We start from the raw sequence: 17,627 nt of genomic DNA on the forward strand, positions 1-17,627 counted from the left end.
GGTGCGGCCTGCGATCGGCGTTTGAAACGTAACGGAGCGTGCGACGGACGAACCGGCAATGGCCGGTCCGGAAGGAAGCGCGCTAACCCGACGAATGCGAGTTAGCGGCGAAGGACATGCCCTGGGCTGCTGCTATCTCGCGATGGCTTGGCCGGCCTGGACCGGCATCGAACTGCAACTAGAGCATGTGTCCACGAAGGGATTCCTGTGTTGGATTGCGGCGGATTGTAGTCGTGACATTTGCTGCGGTGCAAGTAAAAACCGCATAAAAAGTTCGCATGTTGCGCAAGTGTCCAATCGAGGGTGATCACGACGCGCGTTGTCTGATGAAGCGGGGTCGCCCCGTTGCGTTCGCGCACCTTGCGATGCGCGCCGACACCCGTGCTGAAAGGTTCGGGCACGTGTTTTGGGGAGCAAATCTTTCAGCGCCCGAGCGCCGGGAAAAATATCTCGAAAATGGGGTTTCAAGGGGTTGACTTAGCTTCCGGGCGGTCCATAAAATCCGCCATCTTCACTTTTGGGGCGACCGCCTTGGACGCTTGCAGTAGTCGATCTTCGAACGAATTTTCCGCCTGAGCGACTGACGTCCGCGCCTTCCAACGCCGCCGTTTGTCACCCAGGCAAACGGTGCGCGCAGCAGTATTCCGCAGTAACCCCCTACGTGCACCCTGATTCGCGCCAGATACGCGTGATGCCATCGCGCATGCGCTCTCTGGTTTCGCCGCCGCCCGGCATGCGGCCGCGTTCGCGCACGCCTTTCGCAGGCTTGCGCACGTGGTTTCCTGCATGCAGGTCGGCGGTCAACCGTGTTCTTCCGGAACACCGAACAGGAGCCGCCATGAACGACAGTGACAGTTGTCCCTTATGCCGCCAGACCCTATTCAACCCGGGTCGCAGGGACAATCCGGCCGACTAGCCTGACCTCGATCAGGCCCCGGACTGGCCCCCGCGCCCACGACGCGGCGAGCCTCTGCTGCCGCCGCACGGAGCCAGATCATGAACTTCGGCCTTCTGCTGTCGCAACTCCCGCAGGTGACGGAATCGCGCCCCCACTACGACGCGATGCTGTCGCTCGATAACCGTCAGCCGGTGCTCGTCCGCCTGCTGAACAAGCTTAAATCGTTCATCCACTAAAGCGCCGCGCGCGCCTCGGCATGCGCACGCGCCGCCGCCATGCGGCCGCGCGTGCCCATCCCAAGGTCACACGCTCGTCAGATAACCATTAGCCGTACGGAACACATCATGTCCACGCCATCCAACGTTTCTCCACCAATCGCCGCCGAACGCAACGCCGTGCTCGACGAAGCCCATCTGGGCGACATCCGAGGTGCGTTCGGGACGATCTCGCATCATGACACCGGAAAGCGCGGCACGTGGTGGGCACGCGTGCGCACGCTGCTCGCGATCCTCGGGCCGGGCCTGATCGTGATGGTCGGCGACAACGACGCCGGTGCGTTCGGCACCTACACGCAAGCGGGCCAGAATTACGGCACGACGCTGATGTGGACGCTGCTGCTGCTCGTTCCCGTGCTGTACGTGAACCAGGAGATGGTGCTGCGTCTCGGCGCGGTGACGGGCGTCGGCCATGCGCGCCTGATCTTCGAACGCTTCGGCAAGTTCTGGGGCGCGTTCAGCGTGATCGACCTGTTCCTGCTCAACGCGCTGACGATCGTCACCGAATTCATCGGCATCACGTTCGTGCTCGATTTCTTCGGGCTGCCGAAGGTCGCGGGCGTATGCGTGGCCGCGGCATTGACGATGGCGGCGGTGAGTACCGGAGACTTCAGGCGCTTCGAGCGCTTCGCGGTGGTGCTCTGCGTGCTGAGCCTGCTGCTCGTGCCGGTGCTCGTGTCGATCCATCCGCCGGTTGCGCAGATGACGCGTGACTTCTTCGTGCCGAACTGGCCCGTGCACGCGAAGCTGTCGGACGTGATGCTGCTCGTGATCGGCATCGTCGGCACGACGGTCGCGCCTTGGCAGCTGTTTTTCCAGCAGAGCTACGTGATCGACAAGCGCATCACGCCGCGCTTCATCAAGTACGAGAAGGTCGACCTGTGGATCGGCATCGCGGTCGTGCTGATCGGCGCGGTCGCGATGATCGGCTTCAGCTCGGCGCTGTTCGGCGGCCATCCGGAGTCCGGCAACTTCACGGACGCGGGCGGCATCATCGCGGGCCTCGAGAAGTATGCGGGCCGCACGAGCGCGACACTGTTCGCGGTTGCGCTGCTGGACGCGTGCATCATCGGCGCCGCCGCCGTGTCGCTGTCGACCGCGTATGCAATCGGCGACGTGTTCAAGATCCGTCACTCGCTGCATCGCGGCGTGACGGACGCGAAGGGCTTCTACCTCGTCTACTTCGGCATCGTGGCCACCGCCGCGACGATCGTGCTGATTCCGGGCAGCCCGCTCGGCCTGCTGACGGAAGCGGTGCAGACGCTCGCGGGCGTGCTGCTGCCGAGCGCGACCGTGTTCCTGCTGCTGCTCTGCAACGACAAGCAGGTGCTCGGGCCGTGGGTGAACTCGACGAAGCTCAACGTGTTCACGGGCGCGGTGGTCTGGGTGCTCGTGCTGCTGTCGATCATCCTGACCGCGTCGGTGATGTATCCGGACATCAGCGGCGAGGCGATCCTCGACGTGCTGATCGGCGGCACCGTGTTCGCGATCGTCGGCTATCTCGCGACGGTGCTCGTCCGCCGCAACAAGCGCGTGATCGAGCCGGGCGTCGACCGCTCGCTGCGCGATACGTGGCGCATGCCGCCGCTCGACACGCTCGAACCGCAGGTGATGACGCTGTCGACGCGGATCTGGATGGGCGTGATGCGCGGCTATCTCGTGATCGCGGTCGGTCTCGTGATCGTCAAGGTCGTGCAGCTGATGCTGCTCAAGTAACACCGTCTGATGGACGCGGCGCCGGACCCGGCACCGCGCCGCTTCCCGTGCATGCCGGCCCTCGAGGCCGGCATGCGCGTTTACCGCGTGCAATCCCCACGCTCGGCACGTTCGGCACCCGGATCAGATCAGCTCGAGCTTCGACGTCAGGTAGGTGAGCTGGATCCGGTTTGCGACGCCGAAGCGCTTGCGCAGCTTGCGCAGGTGATAGTCGACGTTGTGCGCGCTGGTGTCGAGGCGCCGGCCGATCTCCTTGTCCGACGCGCCTTCGGCGATGCCGAGCAGCAACTCCTGCTCGAACGGCGTAAGGCCGTTCACCGCGCGCTCGCGCGAGGTTGCGATCAGCTGCGGCGACGCGAACTTGTGGACCGACAGGCCGATCGACAGCGCCTGCTCGACAGTGGCCTGCGTGATCCACTCGCGCGTGCGGCGCGGCGCGGTGAAGCTCATGAACGCATGCAGCCGCGTGCCGGGCACCGCCATCGAATACATGATCCCGCTGCACATCCCGTCGTCCTGCATCGTCTGCAGGAACCCGTCGAGCGCGGCGGGCGGCACGCAGACGCCGTCATCGTGCTGCTGCTGGTGCTGCTGGCGCAGCTGCTGCAGATCCCAGACGACCGGCATGTTGCACGCGCGCGCGCCGAGCGTGCGCGGATCGACGTCGTGATGACGGTGGCGCACGTAGTCGCCGCGATAGGTCGACGGCGTGAACGCTTCGTGAAGATAGAGACTCTCGACACGCTCTTGCGCGAATTCGAGCGCGAAGTACGCGAACGTCGAGAAGCCCGTCAGGTGCAGCAGGCTCGTGACGATGCGGCTGCGCTCGGCGGTGCTCTGCGCGTGTGCGAGCGTGTCGGCGACGCCGAGCCGCGGCGCGTGCGGCTGCTCGACGTCAGCGCGCTTCACGTCACCGCGCTTCACGTCGTCGCACCAGACGACCTGCACGGGGCGCGCGCGCAGCGCGTCGGCGCGGCTCGTCACGTCGCGTGACGTCAATTGAGCGCTTGTCGCGGCTGCTGCTTCATGCAAGGCAATATCGGACATGAGCCATCCCTCGGAACCGACGCGCAGCGCCGCGCGTGCCCCGTTTTGAGTACGGCAGCGCGCAGCGTTACGATCGAGCATCGTTCTTGATATGCGCGGATCGTCATCCTGACGAAACGCGGGGGCATTGTACAAAAATGCCGGCGTGCGCGTAATATGCCGTAATACTAATTGCGCCGAATGCTTCATGCAGCAGCGCGAATTCCATTCCAATCAGAAACCATAAAGAAAAGACCCGGTCGTGACGGGGCTGCGGCATTCAAATACTGGAGGAGGGGCGGGTTCCTTATGACACACGCTGACGGCACGCCACTCGTCGAGTGGTTCTCGCAGGCCGATATCGCGGCCGCTGCCGCTTATTCGACCGACTATCACGCGGCGAATAAGGACGTTTTTACCGTGATTCAAAATGCGGCAGGTAAATCCGACCTGGACGCACTCGATTTTTCGCAATGCCATGCGCGTTTGCGGCAAATCGGTTTCAGCACGCTCGGTTATGGCGGCTATGAAATGATCGGACGGCGGATTCTGTGCGCGCATTTGCTGCGCGATCTCGCGCCGGCGACTTTCATGCAGCCGTATATCGAACACATGCTCTACGAATGCGACCCGCGTTTCGCACAGGCGCGGCAAAGCGGCTTTCCGGTCGCGTGGCGGCTCGACGAGATCGAGGCGGCCGCGCAGCGAAGCGGCGATCGCAAGGTGCTCGCGCTCGCGGGGCATCTGCGTGCGCATGCGATGAACAGCGGCGTGATCTTCAGCCTGTCGGCGCCACGGCTCGAGCTGCGGGTCGCGGTGAACGTGACGTCGGAGACGCACGGCACCGACTGGATCGACGACCGCGTGATCGGCGGTGCGCTGTCGGTGAGCCTTGCCGTGCATCGGGTCGCGCTGCCGTTCCTCGAGGCGCGCATCGCGCGCACGCGCGGCTTCGCGCTCGGCGACGAGCAGCAGCAGGTGCTCGAGCGGCTCGTGCACGGGCTGTCCGACCAGGAAATCGCGAGCGCGCTGCGCACGTCGCTGCACAAGGTCGGCCATCACATCCGCTCGCTCGAGAAACTCTTCAACGTGCAGAACCGCGCACAACTCGCGTATCTCGCCGCGCGGCGGCTGTAGTCGTGGCGGGAGCGGTTCCGGCGGCGCATGCCGAAACGCCGGCCGAAACGGGCGAGGGGCCGGTTGATTGCCGCACCTCCGTCAGCCGATATGGCCCTTTCTCCTGTCATCTGCGCGCACCGCTTGACGGCGCTTTTTTTTCCGTCTTCCGAAAAGATTCACTAATGAATTATTGCTGATTATTTTATTCGTATCATGGCCCGACCGTCGCGCTGGACGGCGTGCCGCAAGGCGTCGCGACGCGCGACGGGATCGGTCAACAAGCGGGCAACAATATGTGCGGAATCGACGGCTTTCTGAATAGCGTCGCCTTCGATGAGGAGACAGCGCGCGGGACCCTCGCGCGGATGACGGCAAGCCTCGCGCATCGCGGACCGGACGGACAGGGCCTGTGGCTCGATCCGGAAGCCGGCATCGCGCTCGGCCACCGGCGGCTCGCGATCGTCGATCTGTCGGTGCATGGCCGGCAGCCGATCGCGTCGGCGTGTGGCCGCTACGTCATGGTCTTCAACGGCGAAATCTACAACCATCGCGAATTGCGCACGGAACTGGAGCGCGCGGGGCGCGCGCCCGCGTGGCGCGGTCACTCGGACAGCGAAGTGCTGATCGCGGCGCTCGTCGCGTGGGGTGTCGAAGCAACACTGCGGCGCGCGACCGGCATGTTCGCGTTCGCGCTCTGGAATCGCGCGTCGCGCACGCTGACGCTCGCGCGCGACCGGATCGGCGAGAAGCCGCTGTATTACGGCCGGATCGGCGACGCGCTCGTGTTCGCGTCGGAGCTGAAGGCGCTGCGCCACTATCCGGGCTTCGACGGCAGCATCGATCGCGATGCGCTGTGCCTGTACCTGCGCCAGTCGAGCGTGCCCGCGCCATACACGATCTATCGCGGCATCCGCAAGCTGCCGCCCGGCACCTACGTCCAGTTCGAGCATGCGCGCGACACGCCGCGCGTGCGCGCGTACTGGACGCTCGAGCAGGCGATCGAGACGGGCCGCGAGCAGCCGTTCGACGGCAGCATGCAGGAAGCCGTCGGCCAGCTCGACACGATTCTGCACCAGGCCGTCGCGCGGCAGATGGAAGCCGACGTGCCGCTCGGTGCGTTCCTGTCCGGCGGTATCGATTCGTCGGCGATCGTCGCGCTGATGCAGGCGCAGTCGACGAGCCCGGTCGACACGTTCACGATCGGCTTCCACGAGGCCGGCTACGACGAAGCCGGCTATGCGAAAGCGGTCGCGCGCCACCTCGGCACGCGGCATACCGAGCTGTACGTGACCGCCGACCATGCGCTCGCGGTCGTGCCGAAGCTGCCGTCGATCTACGACGAACCGTTTTCCGACGCGTCGCAGATCCCGACCTTCCTCGTCTCCGAGCTGACGCGCCGGCATGTGAAAGTGAGCCTGTCCGGCGACGGCGGCGACGAGCTGTTCGGCGGCTACACGCGCTATTTCCTGACACCGCGCCTGTGGCGCAAGCTGCATCGCGTGCCGGCCGCCGTGCGCGCACGGATCGCCGCCGCGCTGCATGCGTTGCGGCCCGATCACGCGGACCAGCTCGCGTCGATCGTGCAGGGCCCGTGGGGCAATACGGACTCGCGCGAGTCGCCGACGCGCATCGGCGACCGGCTGCACAAGCTCGGTCACGTGATGACCGCCGAGAGCCGCATTGGCCTGTACCGGCTGCTGATGTCGTCGGTCCATCATCCGGAGCGCCTTGCGCTCACGGGGCAGGAGCCGCCGACGGCGCTCGACACCGCGAGCGCGTGGCCCGCGCACCTGAGCTTCGCCGAGCAGGCGATGGCGATCGACACGCTCACGTACCTGCCGACCGACATTCTCGCGAAGGTCGACCGCGCGGCGATGGCGGTCAGCCTCGAGACGCGGATGCCGTTTCTCGATCATCACGTCGTCGAGTTCGCGTGGCGCCTTCCGGCATCGGTGCGGCTGCCGGAGGGTGGCCCGTCGAAGGTGCTGCTGCGCCGGCTGCTCGACCAGTATGTGCCGACGGCGCTGATCGACCGGCCTAAGCAGGGCTTTTGTGCGCCGGTCGATCACTGGCTGCGCGGCTCGCTGCGCGACTGGGCGCACGAGCTGCTACGTCCCGCACGGCTGCGCGACGAGGGTTTCTTCGATGCGGCGGCGGTCGACCGCCTGTGGCAGCAGCACCAGAGCGGGCGTTTGAACTGGCAGCATCAGCTGTGGACGGTGCTGATGTTCCAGGCCTGGCTCGAGACGCAGCGGGCGAGCAGCAGCGCGGCGGGTGCGGTGCAGGAGCGGCTGTCGCTGGCGTGACGGCGGGCGGCCGGCGATCGGTCGCCGCGCCGGGGCCTGCCAGACGTCACGCGTAATCGGCCACCATCGCATGGAGCGGCGCGGTGCGCAGGAGCGGCGCCGCGTCGTGGCGCTCGACGTGGGTCGTCGCCGCGCCGAACAGCACGAGCCGGTAGCCGACCGCGTAGATCGGGATGATCCGCAGGTTCTTGTCCTCGTCGAGGCGCAGCTTCGAACGGATGCGCGAGATGTGCGTGTCGAGCGTGCGCGACGACACCGCGAGCTCGCGGCCCCACACGGCCTCCTGGATTGCCTGGCGCGTCACGATCTTGTTCATGTTGTCGAGCAGGAATTCGACGACGTCGAATTCGCGCGGCGTGACGTCGACCGTCTTGTCATCGATCTCGATCGTGCGGCGCACGAAGTTGATCTTTATGGTGTCGATGTACAGGTATTTGCAATCCATGGTGGCCCTCGCATGTCCGTTAAGGAGTGTTTGCAACGGGATTACTGCAAGTTCCGGGCCATGATTGAGGCGGGCTGCGGCGCGTTGGGTGCGGGCAAGCGGAAACGCACGCTGGCGTTGAATCTAAAAGAATATTTAACGCGGCTTGGCCGGACAGGGTCGGACCGGTATTGAAGGATTGTTACGTAGCATCCGCGGGGGATGTTACGGGCGTTACGTCGGACGTAACGCGTGGAGAACCGAGCCTGGATGAGGGGCTGCGGGCACTCGGGATTTCCGCCAGCAGGGTGGGAAACAACCCGACATGGAACCCTACATCGAACTCTACCGTGTTTTTGAAAAATCAATATAAATCAATGTATTGGATCGTATAATTGCAAACATCGAACTCTACATGAAACCAAACAGGGCCGCATGACGACAATCGTTTCGTTCGAACCGCTGTTTCCCGAGGATCGCGTGCTCGACCCGCTACTCGAGTGCGCGGCCGAACTTGTCAATTCGTCGCAGCAGTTGCTTGTCGCGCGAGAAACACCGCTCGCCGCCGCGCTTGTGCCGCAGTTGCGTGCGATGAATTCGTATTACACAAACAAGATCGAAGGTCAGCACACCACACCGGCCAGGATCGAGGCTGCGCTCAAGCGGGATTACTCGGCCGATGTCGTCGAGCGCAAGAAACAACGGTTCGCGATTGCGCACATTGCGGCGGAATCTGCGCTCGAGGAAGAGTGGGGCGCGCTCCCGGTGGCGGACCTGTTCGATCCTGCACGCATCTCGATCCTTCATGATCGATTCTTTTCCTATTTGCCGATCGACGAGCGATTCACCCCTGAAGGTGCGCAAATCGTGCCGGACGAGTTTCGCAAGGCGGACGTCACGGTCGGGCGCCATTTGGCGCCGGAGCCCGAGATGATCGCGCCGCTGCTCGGTGCGTGGGCCACACGATACGCCAGAATCAGGGCCAAGGAATATCAGCTGATCGGCATCGCCTGCTCGCATCACCGGCTGACCTGGATTCACCCGTTCATGGACGGGAATGGCCGGGTCGCGCGCTTGCACTCCCATCTCGGATTGCATGCCGCCGGTTTGACTCATGGTTTGTGGTCACCGCTCCGGGGTCTGGCGCGCGAGCATGAGCAATACTACGCAAAGCTGGGCGCGGCCGATCTGACTCGCCGCAATGACCTGGATGGCCGAGGCAATCTCTCGCAGGAGGGACTGGTGCAGTTTGCCCGGTTCTACCTCGACTGCTGCCTCGACCAGGTCAGCTTCATGGTCCGCATGACCGAGTTCGACGGAATTGCCAATCGCTTGCTGGATCTGTTGCGGTACCTGGACTCCAATCCCTGGATGATCGGTTCGGAGAAATCGGTCATCAAGCCGGAGGCGTCAGCGCTGGCCATGGAATTCGTCGCATTGCGGCGATCCGTTACGCGAGCAGAGTTCACCCAGATGCTGGGCATCAGCGACGTTTTGGCGCGCCGGGTCGTACGCTCGCTGCTCGATTTCGGCTTGCTGAATTCGCAATCGCATCGAGGCGACCTTTCTTTCGGCTTGCCGCTACACAGCCTTCGATTTCTGTTCCCGCGCCTTTGGCCCGAGGTCGATCAGCAGTAAGCGCAACCGGGCGGCGACATCGGATGCTGCAACGGTGGCGTGGATGGCGTTCTCGAACGGGCCGCGGTTATCCCGATCAGCGCGCCAAAAGCCAAAGCGCCGACCGCGAGGCACCTTCCGCCCCCGCAGCCGGCGCTTCCGCCATCACGCCTTCGCCGTGCCGGCCGAATCGAACGGCAGCGTGTAATGCCGCTTGCCCGTCGCCGCGAAGATCGCGTTCGCGACGGCCGGCCCGACCGGCGCGACGCCGGGCTCGCCGACGCCGGTCGGCGCCTCGGCCGACGGCACGATATGCACCTCGACCTTCGGCATCTCGGCGATCCGCAGCACCTGGTAGGTGTCGAAGTTGCGCTGCTCGACCTCGCCGTCCTTCAGCGTGATCGCGCTGTGCAGCACCGCGCCGAGCCCGAAGCCCATGCCGCCTTCCATCTGCGCGGCGACGATGTCGGGGTTGATCGCGATCCCGCAATCGACCGCGCAGACGAGACGATCCACCTTCACCTTGCCGTCCGCGTCGACCGACACTTCTGCGACCTGCGCGACATAGCTCTTGAACGCCTCGGCGACCGCGATCCCGCGCCCGCGGCCTTTCGGCAACGGCTTCGCCGGATCCCAGCCGGCCTTCGCGGCGGCGAGTTCGAGCACGCCGCGCAGGCGCGGCTCCTTCGCGAGCAGGTCGCGGCGGAACAGGTACGGATCCTTGCCCGCCGTGTGCGCGGCCTCGTCGATGAATGCCTCGACCGCGTACGCGGTGTGCGAACTGCCGACCACGCGCCACCACAGCACCGGCACGCCCGCCTTCGTGGTGGTCAGCTCGACCGACACGTTCGGCACCGCGTACGGCAGGTTTGCGGCGCCCTCGACCGACGTCGCATCGACGCCATTCTTCACCATCACCGGTTCGAACGGCGTGCCGGCGAGGATCGACTGGCCGACGATCCGGTGCCGCCAGCCGACCAGCTTGCCGTCCGCGGTCAGGCCCGCGTCGAGCTTGTGGAAGTACATCGGGCGATAGAGGCCGCCCGTGACGTCGTCCTCGCGCGTCCACTGCAGCTTGACCGGCTTGCCGTTCGCGCCGAGCGCCTTCGCGATCGACACGGCCTCGACCACGTAGTCCGACCACACGTTTGCGCGCCGGCCGAAGCTGCCGCCTGCGTACATCGTGTGGATCTTCACCTGCTCGGGCTTGAGCCCCGCGACCTGCGCGGCGTTGCCCTGGTCGATCGTCTGGAACTGGTCGCCGGCCCAGATCTCGCAACTGTCGGGCGTCAGCCTGACGACCGCGTCGAGCGGCTCCATCGGCGCGTGCGCGAGATACGGGAATTCGTACGACGCGCTGATCTTGCGCGTGGCGCCGGCGATTGCCGCATCCGCGTCGCCGTCCTTGCGGGCCGATACGCCGGGCTTGTCGGCGAGCTGCCGGTATTCGCGCATGATCTCGGCCGAGCTGCGCTTCTCGGCGCCGGTTTCGTCCCATTCGACCTTCAGCGCATCGCGGCCCTGTTTCGCGGCCCAGAAGCCCGTCGCGACGACCGCGACGCCGCGCGGCACCTGCACGACCGACACGACGCCCGGCACCGCCTTCGCGGCCGTCGCGTCGAACGACTTGACCGTCCCGCCGAAACGCGGCGGACGCTGCATCAGCGCGACCAGCATCCCGGGGAGCGACACGTCGAGCGTGAACTGCGCGGTGCCGTTCGACTTGGCCGATGCATCGACGCGCGGGATCTTGTGGCCGATCAGCCGGAATTCGGCCGGCTGCTTCAGCGTGACCTTGTCCGGCACGGGCAGCGCCGCGGCTTCCGCGACGAGCGCGCCGTAGCTCGCCTGCTTGCCGCTCTTCGCGTGCGTGACGAAACCGTCCCGGGTCGTCAGCTCCGCGGCCGGCACGTTCCAGCGCGCGGCGGCGGCCGATACGAGCATCGCGCGGGCCTTGCCGCCGGCTTCGCGCAGTTGCTGCCACGAGTTCGCCATCGCCGAGCTGCCGCCCGTGCCCTGGATCTTGCCGAACGCGAGGTTCGCGTAGCGCGTCGCGTCGGCGGGCGCGCTTTCGACGCGCACGCTCGACCAGTCGGCGTCGAGCTCTTCGGCGACGATCGTCGCTATGCCCGTGTACGCGCCCTGGCCGAGCTCGACGTGTTTCGCGATCACCGTGACGATGCCGTCCGGCGTGACGCGCAGGAATGCGTTCGGCGCGAACTCGGCGGCGGGCGCCGTCGCGGCGAGCGCGCGGCGGCCTGCGCCGATCCATTCGAAGCCGATCGTGAGGCTGACCGCGGCGGCGCCGGCGGCCTTGAGGAACGTGCGGCGCCCGGAGCGGACCGCATTCGGGGTATCGAGTTCGGTCGTCATGGTCAGGCCTTCAGTGTGGCAGCGGCGTCATGGATCGCGGCGCGGATCCGCGCATAGGTCGCGCAGCGGCAGAGGTTGCCGTTCATCGCGGCGTCGATGTCGGCGTCGGTCGGCTTCGGGTTCTGTTCGAGGAGTGCCGTTGCGGACATGATCTGTCCGGACTGACAATAGCCGCATTGCGGCACTTGCAGCTTGACCCACGCGGCCTGCACGGCCTGGGCCGGCTTGCTCTGCAGGCCTTCGATCGTCGTGACGTGCTTGCCGGCGATGCCGGCGAGCGGCAGCACGCACGAGCGCACGGCCTGGCCTTCGAGATGGATCGTGCACGCGCCGCACTGCGCCATTCCGCAGCCGAATTTCGTGCCGGTGAGGCCCGTGTGCTCGCGGATCGCCCAAAGGACGGGCATCGACGGATCGACATCGAGCGTGACGTTCTTGCCGTTGAGGACAAACGAGGTGGGCATGGACTGTCTCCGTGGGGGAAACCCGGTGCGAAACCGGGATACGCGGGAGTGTGCGCGACCGCGGGCGATTTGCGCTTACACGATCCTGCAAATTTCTTGAATAATCCTGCAAATCCCCGGCGCACGGCCGGCGGCTTCGCTATGCTCCCGCCGCATGGGGAACTGGACGAATCGAGGCATCCTGATGGACATGATCGATCTTGCCGCGTCGCGCGAATCCGGGCGGCGCGAGCTGGCGGCGCTGATCAGCCGCTTTGCGCCGGTCGACGGCTCGCATCCGACGGCCATTCCGGCGCTGGCATTCCACAAGCATACGCGTCCGGTCGATCTCGGCTGCGGCGTGTCGCGGGCGGCGTTCGTGCTCGCCGCGCAGGGCGCGAAGCGCGTGGTGGTCGCCGGTCACGCTTACGAGTACGACGCGCAGCATTGCCTGATTACGTCGATCGACTTGCCGATCCTGTCGCGGGTCACGAAGGCGTCGCCGGACGCGCCGTACCTGTGCATGTCGTTCATGCTCGATCCGCAGCGGATCATCGAGCTCGCCGCGGAGATGCGCCTGCCGGAGCCCGGTGCGGGGCCGGAGGGCGAGGGGATTGCGCTCGCGCAACTGACGCCGCCGCTGTTCGACGTCGCGCTACGGCTCGTGCGGCTGCTCGATACGCCGGCCGACATCCCGGTGATGGCGCCGCTGCTCGAGAAGGAACTGCTCTACCGGCTGATGACGAGCGAGCAGGGCACGCGGCTGCGGCACATGGCGGTGGCGGGGAGCCAGACGCACCGGATTTCGCGGGCGATCGAGTGGATCCGCGATCACTTCGCGGAGCCGATGCGGGTGGAGGCGCTCGCGCAGGTCGTGAACATGAGCGTGTCGTCGCTGCACCATCATTTCAAGAACGTGACGACGCTGAGCCCGCTGCAGTATCAGAAGCAATTGCGGCTGCACGAGGCCAGGCGACTGTTGCTGGGGCAGGGCGGGGACGTCGGGTCGATTGCGGCGAGCGTCGGGTACGAGAGCGCTTCCCAGTTCAGCCGCGAGTACAGCCGCTTGTTCGGCGCGCCGCCGTTGCGGGATGTCGTGCAGTTGCGGCGCAAGGAATTTCTCGGGTGACCGGCGGGCGATCGGGGCCCGCTTGTCTGCCCGCGTGTCCGAGCTGATTCCGCACTGTCATTCGTCTGTCATTAAAAGTTCGCTTAAGACCGCACATGTGCTGCCGTTAATGCACCCGTTGATCCAGTTTCGTGGTGTGTCAAGGATCGATCCGCCGACTGGCAAGCGCGCGCGCCGGCGGATCGAACACGCGTTCACCCCACACAGGCATCCGGGGGTAACGTGGCAGAGTGCAGCAATTGCGGCAAGACATTCTTTTTCGGCGGTCGACCGGTCGACGGCAACCGCTATTGCGGCGCGGAGTGCGCGCAACGGCACCCGGTGCTCGTTGCCGCCGAGCGGCTGCCCGCAGTCAGGGTGCAGCATTACGTCGACGACTGCCGCTACGGGCCGTGTCCGATCTGCAAGCGCGAGGACGGCCCCGTCGACGTGCATGCCGACCATCGCGTGGTGTCGCTGATCGTCGTCACGCAATGGACGACGCGGCGTCATGTCTGCTGCAGTCGATGCGGCCGGAAGAAGCAGGCGATCGCGCTGCTCACGTCCGCGGTGTGCGGATGGTGGGGGCTGCCGTGGGGCGTCGTCGTGACGCCAATCCAGATCGTGCGCAACCTGCTCGGGCTCGCGAGACGCGAACCGGCGACGCCGACGCAGCAATTCGAGCAGACCGTGCGCCGCAAGGTGGCTGCGTATCAACTGCAGCGCATGCGGAACGTCGTCGACGCTTGACGCGGTGCAGCGCGCGCTGCCGGTCGGCACGCGAGCGGAATCGTGTGCCGATCGCCTACACTTCATCGATATATTGAGGTCCGACCCAGTCCCAGACTTCGCGAGGCACAGCATGAACGCGAGCCAGCCAGCCCGAATGGAATTGCCGGGGCAAGTCGTTCTCGTCTTTCAGGGCGGCGGCGCGTTGGGGGCCTTCCAGCTCGGCGTCTATCAGGCGATGGACGAATCCGGCATCGAGCCCGACTGGGTGATCGGCACCTCGATCGGCGCGATCAATGCGGCGCTGATCGCCGGGAATCCGCCGGAGCACCGCGCCCGGCGCCTGGACGAGTTCTGGAGCCGCGTGACCGAGCGCACCCGCCTGCACGCGCCCGCGTTCCTGCCGGGCTGGGACAAGACCTTTGCAGAACTGATGATTATCGGCGGCGGCATCGCGGGGTTCTTCCGGCCCAATCCGGCGTCGTGGCTCGGGCCGCTGGCCCGCCTGGGCGTCGATCGCGCGTCGTATTACATGATCGCCCCGCTGCGCGAGACGCTCGTGTCGCTGATCGACTTCGATCTGCTGAATGCGGGCCGGCCGCGCGTGACCGTCGGTGCGGTGAACGCCTGCACGGGCGCGATGCGCTATTTCGATTCGCGCGACCAGCGCCTCACCGTCGAGCACATCATGAGTTCGGGCGCGCTGCCGCCCGCTTTCCCCGCAGTGCGGATCGATGGCGAGCCGTACTGGGACGGCGGCGTCTATTCGAATACGCCGGTCGAGGTGGTGCTGGACGACAAGCCGCGCAGGAGTTCGGTGATCTTCTCCGCGCAGATGTGGAATCCGGTCGGCCCCGAGCCGGAAAGCATCTGGCAGGTATCGGAACGTCAGAAGGATATCCAGTACGCGAGCCGCACCGACAGTCATATCGCACGGCAACAGCAGATCCACGGCTTGCGCCATGTGATTCGCGAACTGGTCAAGCACGTGCCGGAGGCCGAGCGCGCGACGACCGAAGTCCAGGCGCTGGCCGCGTGGGGTTGCCAGACCACGATGCGCGTGATCAAGCTCGCCGCACCCCGGCTCGACGGGGACAACCAGTTGAAGGACATCGATTTCACGCCGGCCGGTATTGCCGCCCGCCGGCAAGCCGGCTACGACGCCGCGATGCGCGCAATTGCGGCACGCCCGTGGGACGCGCCGATGGATCCGATCGAAGGGCTGACCGTGTTCAGCGCGGACGACGCGGCTTCTGCTCAACCACGCGCGTGACGCGGTCGGGACATTGACGGGCCGGGCGCACGGGCAAAGCTGGTATGCTGGCCAACGTGACATCCATTCAGGAGGACGCCATGGCTGTGAAGCAAGTCTCGAAGAAAAAGTATCTGAAGATCCTGAACAAGCGCCTGCGTGCCGAGCCGGATGCCCCGCAGAGCGCATCGTTCGTCTTCTACCCGCCGGGCGCGAAGGCAAAAGAAGCGACCGGCGTCGGGTCCAGCGAGCCGGGCAGCAAGCGCGAACTGGCGGTCATGGCCGCGATCCATCGCAAGTCGGCCGAAGAGTTCGTCGTGACCGTCAAGGGAACGAAAGTCGGCAACGTCTGAGGTTTCGACGCGCGTCGGCGGTCAGCCCGGGAATCCCGGTCGGCGCGCCGCGCACGATCGGGCTCACGCGCCGGCAGATCGTCTCGCCGAGGTAAAAGCCGAGCGCGTGAGCGAGCGGATATCCGGACGTCGTCGTGTCCGGCGCGTTGGCGATACCGATTGCCGCCAGCCCGGTCGCCCGAACAGCCCGACAACCGGACCCATCAGCCATTCGACCGCCCGAGCCGTCACCGGACGGGCGACGTCACCCATCCGAACAATCGCTGCGCGTACCGCGCGCCGAGCGTCGACAGAACCGCCGCGACGCCGAAATTCCACAGCAGGATCATCACCGTTGCGTCGAGCGCGTGAAACAGCGACAGCGCGACGGTCGTCAGCGCGGACACGGCAAGGCTGCCCGTCATCACGACCGGCGTTGGCGCGAGCCGGGCCACGTGGCGCAGCATGATCAGCAGCGCGAGCGACAGCGGGATGCCCGTGAGCCCGAGCGTCGCGAAGCAGCGCGCGGTTTCCCCCGCCGAGATGCCGTCCGGACCGATGTTCACCCAGTCCGTCAGGCAGCCGTAGCCGATCGTCGACAGCCACGTCGCGAGGGCAGGCAGCGGCAATAGCAGCCAGCGCAGCGACCGTCCCGGCACGCTGGCGACGAACGATGCGATGGCGGCGAGCACGCCCGTCAGCGCGGCCGCTGCGACACCTGTCACGAACTCCGGCTGACGGAGCTTCGCGACCAGGTCGGGCCGCACGCCATGCGCGACGCCGACCAGCACGAGCACCAGGATCGCGAACAGCAGCCAGCCCGCCGCCCGCGCGGCCGGCAAGCGCAGCGGGCGCACCGGCCGCGCGTCGGCGACGAGCGATTCGATCAGGTCGGACGTGGGCCTCATTTGCCGTCTCCGTTGACGAGCAGCTTGCGCAGGCTTTTCAGTCCGCGATGCACCGCAACCTTCAATGCGGCGACGGTCATGCCGCTCGCCATCGCTGCCTCCTTCAATGACATTTCCTCGAGTTTGAGCATCCGGATCGCGTCGCGCTGTCCGCGCGGCAGGCGCTCGATTGTCTCACGCAGCACGCGCGCATCCGTTGCCTCTTCCATCAGATTCGCTGTGGCGCCGATCAAGGTTTCATGTTCGTCGTCGAGCGGGATTTCCCGCGCGTCGAGACGCCCGTCGCGGCGCAGCGCGTCGACGATGCGCCGCGACGCGATCGTCAGCAGCCACGGGCCGAACGGCCGCTCGGGGGCGTACGTGTGACGCACCGCGTGCACGGTCGCGAGAATGTCCTGCACGACGTCCTCGACGGCGTCGGGATGGATGCCGTGACGGCGCGCGAGACTGCGCAGGTACGGCGTGATGCTCTGAAGCAGGCGGCGGTACGCGTCGCGTTCGCCGAGCTGCGCGCAGGCCATCAGCACGGACCAGTCGGGCGACCCGTCGGGCCGGGTTGCGTCATCCGGGCGGGGGGCCCGCAGTTCCTCGGCCGCCGGCGCAGGCCGGACCAGGCGGATTCGCGTGCTGCGGCGGTTTCTGGAGTCGGTCATGGTCGCAATCAGTAAACGGGGCAGGCGGCGCGAAGGATTTTTAGCGTGCCGCGTAACCTTTGGTCGTGCGTGACCGAACTTTCTGACAAGGTCGCAACTTCGCGATCGCAACCCTCGGAGAAGACACCATGAGCCAATCCATTTCGACCATTTCTTCGCTGTCCGCTGCAGTCGGCATGGCGCTCGCGATGCAGGTGCTGCCGGCGCACGCGCAGGGCATGGGCAACCCGCCGCAGATCGTGAAGGACAACATGGCCAGAATGGCACAGAACCACCTCGAAAAGTGCTACGGCATCAACGCGGTCGCGAAGAACGACTGCGCCGAAGGCGCGCATTCGTGCGCCGGCCAGTCGACGCAGGCGCGCGATCCGAAGTCGTTCGTGCTGTTGCCGGCAGGCGATTGCAGCAAGATCGCGGGCGGCAAGACGAAGGCGAGCTGAGCGTCGCT

General features: G+C 66.1%; 16 protein-coding genes. 10 read left to right on the plus strand and 6 right to left on the minus strand.

Features of this window, described 5'->3' with window-relative positions; all coding sequences use genetic code 11:
* The first annotated feature begins 996 nt into the window (after positions 1–996).
* Together DID96_RS38250 and DID96_RS10325 are read left to right on the plus strand one after the other, a co-directional pair.
* Complete coding sequence (locus tag DID96_RS38250; RefSeq protein WP_185732213.1) at positions 997–1,134, plus strand: hypothetical protein; 138 nt, start codon at positions 997–999, stop codon at positions 1,132–1,134.
* 108 nt (positions 1,135–1,242) lie between these two features.
* Positions 1,243–2,889, plus strand: a complete 1,647-nt coding sequence (locus DID96_RS10325; protein WP_124599253.1) for an NRAMP family divalent metal transporter — start codon at positions 1,243–1,245, stop codon at positions 2,887–2,889.
* A gap of 123 nt (positions 2,890–3,012) precedes the next feature.
* On the opposite strand, the gene DID96_RS10330 is transcribed toward DID96_RS10325, so the two are convergent.
* Complete coding sequence (locus DID96_RS10330; protein ID WP_124599254.1) at positions 3,013–3,936, minus strand: LuxR family transcriptional regulator; 924 nt, start codon at positions 3,934–3,936, stop codon at positions 3,013–3,015.
* Positions 3,937–4,224: 288 nt separating this feature from the next.
* On the opposite strand from DID96_RS10330, the gene DID96_RS10335 reads away from it, so the two are divergent.
* Together DID96_RS10335 and asnB are read left to right on the plus strand one after the other, a co-directional pair.
* Positions 4,225–5,052 carry an autoinducer binding domain-containing protein gene (locus DID96_RS10335; protein ID WP_124599255.1) on the plus strand — a complete coding sequence of 276 codons (828 nt, stop codon included), beginning with the start codon at positions 4,225–4,227 and terminating at the stop codon, positions 5,050–5,052.
* Positions 5,053–5,327: 275 nt separating this feature from the next.
* Complete coding sequence (asnB, locus tag DID96_RS10340) at positions 5,328–7,340, plus strand: asparagine synthase (glutamine-hydrolyzing) (protein WP_124599297.1); 2,013 nt, start codon at positions 5,328–5,330, stop codon at positions 7,338–7,340.
* 46 nt (positions 7,341–7,386) lie between these two features.
* On the opposite strand, the gene DID96_RS10345 is transcribed toward asnB, so the two are convergent.
* The gene (locus DID96_RS10345) at positions 7,387–7,785 is read right to left on the minus strand and encodes a winged helix-turn-helix domain-containing protein (RefSeq protein WP_124599256.1); all 399 of its coding nucleotides are present in this window, start codon (positions 7,783–7,785) and stop codon (positions 7,387–7,389) included.
* Positions 7,786–8,199: 414 nt separating this feature from the next.
* On the opposite strand from DID96_RS10345, the gene DID96_RS10350 reads away from it, so the two are divergent.
* The gene (locus DID96_RS10350) at positions 8,200–9,402 is read left to right on the plus strand and encodes a Fic family protein (RefSeq protein ID WP_124599257.1); all 1,203 of its coding nucleotides are present in this window, start codon (positions 8,200–8,202) and stop codon (positions 9,400–9,402) included.
* 144 nt (positions 9,403–9,546) lie between these two features.
* Here DID96_RS10350 and DID96_RS10355 read toward each other — a convergent pair whose 3' ends face one another.
* Positions 9,547–11,754 carry a xanthine dehydrogenase family protein molybdopterin-binding subunit gene (locus tag DID96_RS10355; RefSeq protein ID WP_124599258.1) on the minus strand — a complete coding sequence of 736 codons (2,208 nt, stop codon included), beginning with the start codon at positions 11,752–11,754 and terminating at the stop codon, positions 9,547–9,549.
* A gap of 2 nt (positions 11,755–11,756) precedes the next feature.
* The gene (locus DID96_RS10360) at positions 11,757–12,218 is read right to left on the minus strand and encodes a (2Fe-2S)-binding protein (protein WP_124599259.1); all 462 of its coding nucleotides are present in this window, start codon (positions 12,216–12,218) and stop codon (positions 11,757–11,759) included.
* 184 nt (positions 12,219–12,402) lie between these two features.
* Between DID96_RS10360 and DID96_RS10365 the strand changes: the two genes are divergently transcribed.
* The 4 genes from DID96_RS10365 to DID96_RS10380 all read left to right on the plus strand — a co-directional run bounded on the left by DID96_RS10365 (position 12,403) and on the right by DID96_RS10380 (position 15,639).
* The gene (locus DID96_RS10365; protein ID WP_124599260.1) at positions 12,403–13,326 is read left to right on the plus strand and encodes an AraC family transcriptional regulator; all 924 of its coding nucleotides are present in this window, start codon (positions 12,403–12,405) and stop codon (positions 13,324–13,326) included.
* A gap of 222 nt (positions 13,327–13,548) precedes the next feature.
* Positions 13,549–14,055 (plus strand): hypothetical protein, encoded by a 507-nt coding sequence (locus DID96_RS10370; protein WP_124599261.1) that lies wholly within the window; start codon positions 13,549–13,551, stop codon positions 14,053–14,055.
* A 112-nt stretch (positions 14,056–14,167) separates the two neighbouring features.
* A complete protein-coding gene (locus DID96_RS10375; protein WP_124599262.1) occupies positions 14,168–15,307 on the plus strand; it encodes a patatin-like phospholipase family protein in 1,140 nt (379 codons plus the stop codon).
* Positions 15,308–15,387: 80 nt separating this feature from the next.
* Positions 15,388–15,639: a hypothetical protein gene (locus tag DID96_RS10380; protein WP_124599298.1), complete on the plus strand. Its 252-nt coding sequence runs from the start codon at positions 15,388–15,390 to the stop codon at positions 15,637–15,639.
* A gap of 227 nt (positions 15,640–15,866) precedes the next feature.
* On the opposite strand, the gene DID96_RS10385 is transcribed toward DID96_RS10380, so the two are convergent.
* Together DID96_RS10385 and DID96_RS10390 are read right to left on the minus strand one after the other, a co-directional pair.
* Complete coding sequence (locus DID96_RS10385) at positions 15,867–16,526, minus strand: NrsF family protein (protein ID WP_124599263.1); 660 nt, start codon at positions 16,524–16,526, stop codon at positions 15,867–15,869.
* The gene (locus tag DID96_RS10390) at positions 16,523–17,179 is read right to left on the minus strand and encodes a sigma-70 family RNA polymerase sigma factor (protein ID WP_124599264.1); all 657 of its coding nucleotides are present in this window, start codon (positions 17,177–17,179) and stop codon (positions 16,523–16,525) included. The genes DID96_RS10385 and DID96_RS10390 overlap by 4 nt, the downstream gene beginning before the upstream one ends.
* A 128-nt stretch (positions 17,180–17,307) precedes the next feature.
* Here DID96_RS10390 and DID96_RS10395 point away from each other — a divergent pair, with 128 nt between their 5' ends.
* The gene (locus tag DID96_RS10395) at positions 17,308–17,619 is read left to right on the plus strand and encodes a DUF2282 domain-containing protein (RefSeq protein ID WP_124599265.1); all 312 of its coding nucleotides are present in this window, start codon (positions 17,308–17,310) and stop codon (positions 17,617–17,619) included.
* Positions 17,620–17,627: the final 8 nt, after the last annotated feature.

Origin of the sequence: Burkholderia sp. Bp8963, from assembly GCF_003854275.1 — a bacterium.
GTDB lineage: Bacteria > Pseudomonadota > Gammaproteobacteria > Burkholderiales > Burkholderiaceae > Burkholderia.

Bases quoted from the DNA above. Each gene is read 5' to 3' on its own strand.
- DID96_RS38250 (WP_185732213.1), top strand. From the start codon at position 997: ATGAACTTCGGCCTTCTGCTGTCGCAACTCCCGCAGGTGACGGAATCG.
- DID96_RS10325 (WP_124599253.1), top strand. From the start codon at position 1,243: ATGTCCACGCCATCCAACGTTTCTCCACCAATCGCCGCCGAACGCAAC.
- DID96_RS10330 (WP_124599254.1), bottom strand. From the start codon at position 3,936: ATGTCCGATATTGCCTTGCATGAAGCAGCAGCCGCGACAAGCGCTCAA.
- DID96_RS10335 (WP_124599255.1), top strand. From the start codon at position 4,225: ATGACACACGCTGACGGCACGCCACTCGTCGAGTGGTTCTCGCAGGCC.
- asnB (WP_124599297.1), top strand. From the start codon at position 5,328: ATGTGCGGAATCGACGGCTTTCTGAATAGCGTCGCCTTCGATGAGGAG.
- DID96_RS10345 (WP_124599256.1), bottom strand. From the start codon at position 7,785: ATGGATTGCAAATACCTGTACATCGACACCATAAAGATCAACTTCGTG.
- DID96_RS10350 (WP_124599257.1), top strand. From the start codon at position 8,200: ATGACGACAATCGTTTCGTTCGAACCGCTGTTTCCCGAGGATCGCGTG.
- DID96_RS10355 (WP_124599258.1), bottom strand. From the start codon at position 11,754: ATGACGACCGAACTCGATACCCCGAATGCGGTCCGCTCCGGGCGCCGC.
- DID96_RS10360 (WP_124599259.1), bottom strand. From the start codon at position 12,218: ATGCCCACCTCGTTTGTCCTCAACGGCAAGAACGTCACGCTCGATGTC.
- DID96_RS10365 (WP_124599260.1), top strand. From the start codon at position 12,403: ATGGACATGATCGATCTTGCCGCGTCGCGCGAATCCGGGCGGCGCGAG.
- DID96_RS10375 (WP_124599262.1), top strand. From the start codon at position 14,168: ATGAACGCGAGCCAGCCAGCCCGAATGGAATTGCCGGGGCAAGTCGTT.
- DID96_RS10380 (WP_124599298.1), top strand. From the start codon at position 15,388: ATGGCTGTGAAGCAAGTCTCGAAGAAAAAGTATCTGAAGATCCTGAAC.
- DID96_RS10385 (WP_124599263.1), bottom strand. From the start codon at position 16,526: ATGAGGCCCACGTCCGACCTGATCGAATCGCTCGTCGCCGACGCGCGG.
- DID96_RS10390 (WP_124599264.1), bottom strand. From the start codon at position 17,179: ATGACCGACTCCAGAAACCGCCGCAGCACGCGAATCCGCCTGGTCCGG.
- DID96_RS10395 (WP_124599265.1), top strand. From the start codon at position 17,308: ATGAGCCAATCCATTTCGACCATTTCTTCGCTGTCCGCTGCAGTCGGC.